Raw genomic sequence first — 7,080 nt, forward strand, 5'->3', positions numbered from 1 at the left:
CGAGGTTGGATGACGTTTCGTCTTGTTATTTCTCGTTTTTATATCGTAAGTCTAACTATGGTGGGGAAAGTATTGATGATAAGTCCCCTTTTATCAATCAATCAGCTGCAATCCTTGCACTGATTCCTGACCTGTCGGGCGGAACTCCTTACTGCCCTTGAAAATAACAGGGGCGGACGCTGAAATCAGCCTCCGCCCCCGACCGGTTTGCTAAAAACCGGACACAGTTGGCATTAATTGCCCCTGCGTAACATTTCTTAACGCTCTTGCAGAATCCGCAGCATGCGGCGCAGCGGTTCAGCGGCGCCCCAAAGCAGCTGGTCACCCACGGTGAACGCTGAAATGTATTCCGGCCCCATGGCCAGTTTCCGGATGCGCCCAATGGGAATACTCAGGGTACCGGTCACCTTGGTAGGGGTCAGCTCCTGCATGGTGGCGTCACGATCGTTCGGGATCACCTTCACCCAGTCGTTGCCCTTGGCCAGGATGCCTTCGATTTCAGAAACCGAAAGATCCTTCTTGAGCTTGATGGTCAGCGCCTGGCTGTGAGAACGCATGGCGCCAATGCGCACGCAGATACCATCAATAGGGATCGGGTTGCCGGAGCGGCCCAGAATCTTGTTGGTCTCCACACCCGCTTTCCACTCTTCCTTGCTCATGCCGTTATCGAGCTGCTTGTCGATAAACGGAATCAGGCTGCCGGCCAGTGGCACACCGAAATGCTCGGTGGGGAAATCGCCGGAACGCATGGTGTCGGTCACCTTGCGGTCGATTTCCAGGATGGCGGATGAGGGATCGGCCAGCTCTGATTTCACGCTCTCGTTCAGGGCGCCCATCTGGTTCAGCAGTTCACGCATGTTCTGGGCACCAGAACCGGAAGCCGCCTGGTACGTCATCGGAGAAACCCACTCGATCAGGTCCTGCTCCAGCAGGCCACCCAGGGCCAGCATCATCAGGCTGACGGTGCAGTTACCACCAACGTAGTCCTTCACGCCTTTATCAAGGGCGGAGTCGATCACGTTACGGTTAACCGGGTCCAGCACGATCACGGAATGATCCACCATCCGCAGGGTGGATGCGGCATCAATCCAGTAGCCTTCCCAGCCCGCATCACGCAGCTTCTGGTAAACCTCGGTGGTGTAATCGCCGCCCTGACAGGTCACGATCACATCCATGCCTTTCAAGGTATCGATATCAAAGGCGTCCTGCAGAGGAGGAACACCTTCCTTGCCTACGTCCGGGGCCGGCTTCCCTGTTTGGGAAGTGGTGAAAAACACCGGATCGATATCGGCAAAATCGTTTTCTTCACGCATGCGCTGCATGAGGACTGAGCCTACCATGCCACGCCAACCTACAAGTCCAACTCGCTTCATGTGCGACCTTTGAACCTCACATTATGCCCGCCCATTACCGTTATCGCTGGCAGGGACAGGATGGATGATCCCGCAGCGGCAGCATCGCGCCGCTGTCGGGTCTCGGTTTGCCGGATCAAGCCTGGCTTAAAGTGCGTTCAGAACCGCCTCACCCATTTCGCGGGTGGAGACCTTCTGGCCGCCGTCAGACATGATGTCTGCGGTACGCAGGCCCTGATCCAGCACCTTGCTGACCGCCGCTTCAATCGCTGCTGCGGCTTCTTCCTCATTCAGGCTGTAACGCAGCATCATGGCTGCACTGATGATGGTGGCCAGCGGATTGGCAATGCCCTTACCGGCGATATCCGGTGCCGAACCGTGGCAAGGCTCGTACATGCCCTGCTTTTCAGAGTTCAGCGACGCAGACGGCAACATGCCGATAGAGCCGGTGAGCATAGCCGCTTCGTCAGAAAGAATATCACCAAACATGTTGCCAGTCACAATCACGTCGAATTGCTTCGGCGCACGAACCAGCTGCATGGCGGCGTTGTCCACGTACATGTGGGACAGCTCCACATCGGGATATTCCCGCTTCAGGTCTTCCATGATTTCGCGCCACAGCACGGTCACTTCCAGCACGTTGGCCTTGTCGACAGAGCAAAGTTTCTTGCCCCGTTGCTGGGCCGCCTCAAAAGCAACCCGGCCAATCCGGCGAATCTCGGATTCTGTATATTGATAGGTGTTGTAACCCTGACGCTCGCCGCTCTCCAGCTCACGCACACCACGGGGCTGGCCGAAATAGATACCACCGGTCAGCTCGCGCACGATCAGGATATCCAGCCCGGAAACCACTTCCGGCTTCAGGGAAGACGCAGACGCGAGCTGCGGGTACAGAATGGCCGGACGCAGGTTGGCAAACAGCTGCAGGTTAGAACGCAAACCCAGCAACCCCTTCTCCGGGCGCTTGGCCATCGGCAAGCTGTCCCACTGGGGGCCACCTACGGCGCCCAGCAGAATGGCGTCGGCCTTGCGGGCCTTCTCCAGGGTCTCGTCCGGCAACGGAGTATCATTAGCATCGATGGCCGCACCACCGACCAACGCGCTGTCAAAACTCAGACCAAGACCAAACTGCTCATTAACCTTGTGCAGAACCTTTTCTGCCTCGGCAACAATTTCCGGACCAATGCCGTCACCCGGCAGAAGCAATACATTACGGGACATATCCAAATCCTTGTTAATCAGTTTCCAGCGTTAAACAGCCAGGGAGCCGTCTTGCGGCGAGCCTCTTCGTAGGCGCGAATGGTCTCGGCATCTTCCAGCGTGACACCAATGTCGTCCAGACCATTCAGCAGACAGTGGCGACGGAAGTCATCCACATCAAAACCAAACGACTCGCCAGACGGCGTGGTCACGGTCTTGGCTTCCAGGTCAACGGTCAGCTGGTAGCCCTCGTTCGCTTCGGCTTCCTTGAACAGCTTGTCGACAACTTCTTCATCCAAAACAATGGGTAACAGGCCGTTCTTAAAGCAGTTGTTGTAGAAGATATCGGCAAAGCTCGGGGCAATGATCACCCGGAAACCGAAATCATCCAGCGCCCAAGGCGCGTGCTCACGGCTGGAACCGCAACCGAAGTTGGCCCGGGCCAGCAGTACACTGGCGTTTTTGTAACGGTCCTGGTTCAGCACAAAATCCGGATTCAGCGGACGGCCAGCACAATCCTGGTCCGGCTTGCCTTCGTCCAGGTAGCGCAGTTCATCAAACAGGTTCGGGCCAAAGCCCGTGCGCTTGATGGACTTCAGAAACTGCTTGGGAATAATCATGTCCGTGTCCACATTGGAACGGTCCATGGGGGCTACAATGCCCTGGTGTTGCGTAAATGCGCGCATGGTCTCTCTCCTGTGGCTCAGTGCATCAATTCACGGACATCGACGAAGTGGCCGGTTACCGCCGCTGCGGCAGCCATGGCCGGGCTCACCAGGTGGGTACGCCCACCAAAGCCCTGACGACCTTCGAAGTTCCGGTTGGAGGTAGACGCACAATGCTCGCCCTGCCCCAGCTTGTCGGCGTTCATGGCCAGACACATGGAGCAACCCGGGTCACGCCATTCCAGACCCGCCTCGATAAAGATCTTGTCCAGACCCTCCTGCTCCGCCTGCGCTTTCACCAGTCCAGAACCCGGAACCACCATGGCCTGCTTCAGGCTCGGCGCCACCTTGCGGCCTTTCACCACAGCGGCGGCTTCACGCAGGTCTTCAATCCGGCTGTTGGTGCAGGAACCGATAAACACGCGATCCAGCTGGATATCGGTAATCTTCTGGTTCGGCTGCAAGCCCATGTACTTAAGCGCGCGCACAATGCCTTCACGCTTGATGGGATCGTCTTCCTTCGCCGGGTCCGGCACATTGCCGTCGACTCCGGTTACCATCTCCGGAGATGTACCCCAGCTCACCTGCGGCTGGATAGCCGTGCCGTCCAGCTCAACCACCTTGTCGAAAACGGCATCGTCGTCGCTGTGCAGAGTGCGCCAGTATTCAACGGCCTTGTCCCAGGTCTCGCCTTTCGGAGAGAACGGACGGCCTTTCACATACTCGATGGTGGTGTCATCCACCGCCACCATACCCACACGGGCACCGCCCTCGATGGCCATGTTGCAGATGGTCATACGGCCTTCCATACTCAAACCACGGATCGCCTCACCACCAAACTCGATGGCGTAACCGGTACCGCCTGCGGTACCGATCTTGCCGATGATGGCCAGAACCACATCCTTGCCGGTCACACCCGCGCCAAGTTTGCCGTTCACCTTCACCAGCATGTTCTTCATCTTTTTCTGAACCAGGCACTGGGTGGCCAGAACGTGCTCAACTTCCGAGGTACCGATACCGTGGGCCAGGCAACCAAAGGCGCCGTGAGTAGAGGTATGGGAATCCCCACACACAATACTCATGCCCGGCAAGGTCGCACCCTGCTCCGGCCCGATCACGTGCACGATGCCCTGGCGCTGATCCTTGATCTTGAATTCCAGGATCCCGAATTCGTCGCAGTTCTTGTCCAGGGTTTCCACCTGGGTGCGGGAAACCGGGTCCACAATGCCGTCGATGCCACGATCACGATCGGTGGTCGGCACGTTGTGATCCGGTGTCGCGATGTTGGCATCAATCCGCCAGGGCTTGCGGCCGGCAATGCGAAGACCTTCGAATGCCTGCGGTGAGGTTACTTCGTGCAGCAACTGACGGTCGATGTAAATCAACGCGGAGCCGTCGTCCCGCTGTTTGACCAAATGGTCGTCCCACAATTTGTCGTATAAAGTCTTGCCCGCCATGGTTCTCTCTCACTCTCTGGGGGTTTCTGTTTCTGCTTTGATACCTCTATCTTACTCTTCCGCCTGACATAACCTCAATTCATCTTTTTCATCTATCGCATTCCCTTTGGTTATGCTCTATATTCTAGGTAATCCGGAGTTTGGCGTTAACTTCGATCCAACTCCGTGCCGGGCGCACGTTGGTGGGGTCCGCTTCCCAAAAGGCGCTCAAGCCATCCATGGGCGCTTGTCTCCGGCCATCCATGGCCTCCGAAACTTTTGGGAAGCGGACCCCACCAACGCGCTCGAAACGCCGTGCAAATGCCCACACCAGACGGCCTATTCAATTGTCCGCGGAGCGGCTTCAGGGCCCCCTCCCAAAAATGTGCGGAGCCATGGATGGCGGAGCCCAAGCGTCACACGGACGTGCCGAAGGAGCGTTTTTTGGGAGGGGGCCCTGAAGCCGCTCCCAGCTCCCCAACAAGAGGTAAGAGGCAAGGGGGTACATAGTGGATCCAAACGCACTGAAGGCATTCCTGACAATCGTAGACCAGGGTTCCTTCTCCGAAGCCGCAGAAGCCCTGCACCTGACGCAGCCGGCTATCAGTAAACGCCTTGCGGCCCTGGAAAACCAGCTGGGCACCAAGCTGATAGAACGCGGCCACCGGGAAATCCGTGTCACCGAAGCCGGCGCCAGGCTGCTGCCCCACGCCAGGCGCATCCTCGATGAGATCCATAACGCGCGCATGGCGCTGTCAGCCGACGACGGCATCATCAGTGGCGAACTCGAAATCATCGCCAGCCACCACATTGGCCTGCATCATCTCCCAAACTGGCTGCGACGGTTCGTCAGTGACTACCCGGAGGTAACGGTCAACCTGCAGTTTATGGAATCCGATGCCGCTTACAGTCAGATGCTCAAACGTAACGCAGAGCTGGCGTTTGTCACACTCAGTGACAGCATGGGAAGCGAGTTCGTGGTATACGAACAGTGGTCTGATCCTATGGCCTTTGTGGTGGGCGCCGGCCATGAGCTTGCAGTGGGTAAAAACGCCAGTCTTGAAGACCTGGCCCAGTATCCCGCGCTGCTGCCAGACACCACCACGGCAACGTACCGGGCGGTCAGCCGTTTGTTTCTGGAAGCCAACCTTCCGCTCAAACAGCAGATTCCCACCAACTATCTTGAGACCATCAAGATGATGGCCAGTGTGGGCCTTGGCTGGAGTGTGTTGCCGGTGAGTATGGTGGATGAAAGCCTGCACCAGCTGGACACCGGGTTTCCGGTCAGCCGGGTGCTGGGGGCGGTGGGTTTGTCAGGCCGGCATCTGAGCCCGGCGGCGACCGCCCTGCTCGGTATTGTTCACGACGAAGAAGCAAACCAAACAACCTGATCCGGATAAACAACGGGAGACAAGATGGGCTTTGACGATTACCTGAAAATCCTGGCCAAGCACGATGGCTCAGACCTTTACCTGAGCACCGGTGCTCCGCCCTGCGCCAAGTTCCACGGTACCCTGAAGCCCATTGACCGAATGCCGATGCCCTGGGGCTGCCGCCTATCCTGAAAGACGTGGTGATGGCCAAGCGGGGGCTGGTGCTGTTTGTAGGGGCGACCGGCTCCGGTAAGTCCACCTCCCTGGCGGCGCTGATCGACCACCGTAACAGCAATTCTGCCGGCCATATCATCACCATTGAAGATCCGGTGGAATACATTCACCGGCACAAGAAGAGCATCGTGAACCAGCGGGAAGTAGGCGTGGATACCCGCAGTTTCCAGAAAGCCCTGAAGAACACCCTGCGCCAGGCGCCGGATGTGATCCTGCTGGGCACTCCCACTATCAGCGAACTGATCCTGCGGGGCGAGATCGACGGCATCAAGGAGATCATGGAGAAGTCTGCCAACCTGGGCATGCAAACCTTCGACCTGGCCCTGTTCAAGCTCTGGCAGGAAGGCAAAATCAGTGAGGAAGACCCGGATCAATAAACGCCCGGTCAGGCCTCTTTCGGCGGGGGTTGCAGCCCCCGCCAGGTAACCACGATGGCAAGAGCCATGGCTACGGCACCGCCCCAGAAGGCGGCAGAGGTGCTGTAGCCGTCCACCAGGAAACCTGATATCCAGGCGCCGAGCGCGCCACCGGCGCCGAAGGTCAAACCGCTGTACAGCGCCTGCCCCTGACCGTGGTGATGTTTGCCGAAGAAGCCCTGAATGTACTGCACCGAAACCGCATGCAAGGCGCCGTAAGACGCCGCGTGCAACAGCTGGGCAAAGATCAGCACCGGCACAAGCCGAGTTATGGTGATTTCTGGTGTATGGAAGCAGGCTGAAGGGGTGGCGTATCCTGTTGGTTGATCACCGCCAAGATCACAACCAACAGAGGAATGATACGCCATGTCCGAGTCTAACCTGCATGCTCTTTCACAACCAGA

At 57.8% G+C, this 7,080-nt stretch carries 6 protein-coding genes and 1 pseudogene; 2 read left to right on the forward strand and 5 right to left on the reverse strand.

Translation table 11 applies throughout. The annotated features are described in order from the left end of the window. Window positions 1-257 precede the first annotated feature (257 nt). From asd to leuC, 4 genes are all read right to left on the reverse strand, one after another. Window positions 258-1,373, reverse strand: coding sequence for an aspartate-semialdehyde dehydrogenase (asd, locus tag H3Z84_RS11715; protein ID WP_058340843.1), 1,116 nt, complete (start codon window positions 1,371-1,373; stop codon window positions 258-260). Window positions 1,374-1,499: 126 nt separating this feature from the next. Next, window positions 1,500-2,573 carry a 3-isopropylmalate dehydrogenase gene (gene leuB, locus H3Z84_RS11720; protein ID WP_199457584.1) on the reverse strand — a complete coding sequence of 358 codons (1,074 nt, stop codon included), beginning with the start codon at window positions 2,571-2,573 and terminating at the stop codon, window positions 1,500-1,502. Between the two features lie 17 nt (window positions 2,574-2,590). After that, a complete protein-coding gene (leuD, locus tag H3Z84_RS11725; protein ID WP_199457585.1) occupies window positions 2,591-3,238 on the reverse strand; it encodes a 3-isopropylmalate dehydratase small subunit in 648 nt (215 codons plus the stop codon). Between the two features lie 17 nt (window positions 3,239-3,255). Continuing rightward, window positions 3,256-4,674 (reverse strand): 3-isopropylmalate dehydratase large subunit, encoded by a 1,419-nt coding sequence (gene leuC, locus H3Z84_RS11730; RefSeq protein WP_199457586.1) that lies wholly within the window; start codon window positions 4,672-4,674, stop codon window positions 3,256-3,258. Between the two features lie 488 nt (window positions 4,675-5,162). Between leuC and H3Z84_RS11735 the strand changes: the two genes are divergently transcribed. Beyond that, window positions 5,163-6,044 (forward strand): LysR family transcriptional regulator, encoded by an 882-nt coding sequence (locus H3Z84_RS11735; RefSeq protein ID WP_199457587.1) that lies wholly within the window; start codon window positions 5,163-5,165, stop codon window positions 6,042-6,044. 24 nt (window positions 6,045-6,068) lie between these two features. Further along, window positions 6,069-6,625 (forward strand): annotated as a pseudogene (locus tag H3Z84_RS11740) (ATPase, T2SS/T4P/T4SS family); the annotation flags it as partial. A gap of 20 nt (window positions 6,626-6,645) precedes the next feature. On the opposite strand, the gene H3Z84_RS11745 reads toward H3Z84_RS11740, so the two are convergent. Next, complete coding sequence (locus tag H3Z84_RS11745; protein ID WP_416226111.1) at window positions 6,646-7,044, reverse strand: MFS transporter; 399 nt, start codon at window positions 7,042-7,044, stop codon at window positions 6,646-6,648. Window positions 7,045-7,080: the final 36 nt, after the last annotated feature.

Origin of the sequence: Marinobacter sp. bablab_jr003, from assembly GCF_016464245.1 — a bacterium.
GTDB lineage: Bacteria > Pseudomonadota > Gammaproteobacteria > Pseudomonadales > Oleiphilaceae > Marinobacter > Marinobacter vinifirmus.

Coding starts and splice junctions, on each gene's coding strand:
- asd (WP_058340843.1), bottom strand. CDS start 1,373: ATGAAGCGAGTTGGACTTGTAGGTTGGCGTGGCATGGTAGGCTCAGTC.
- leuB (WP_199457584.1), bottom strand. CDS start 2,573: ATGTCCCGTAATGTATTGCTTCTGCCGGGTGACGGCATTGGTCCGGAA.
- leuD (WP_199457585.1), bottom strand. CDS start 3,238: ATGCGCGCATTTACGCAACACCAGGGCATTGTAGCCCCCATGGACCGT.
- leuC (WP_199457586.1), bottom strand. CDS start 4,674: ATGGCGGGCAAGACTTTATACGACAAATTGTGGGACGACCATTTGGTC.
- H3Z84_RS11745 (WP_416226111.1), bottom strand. CDS start 7,044: ATGGCGTATCATTCCTCTGTTGGTTGTGATCTTGGCGGTGATCAACCA.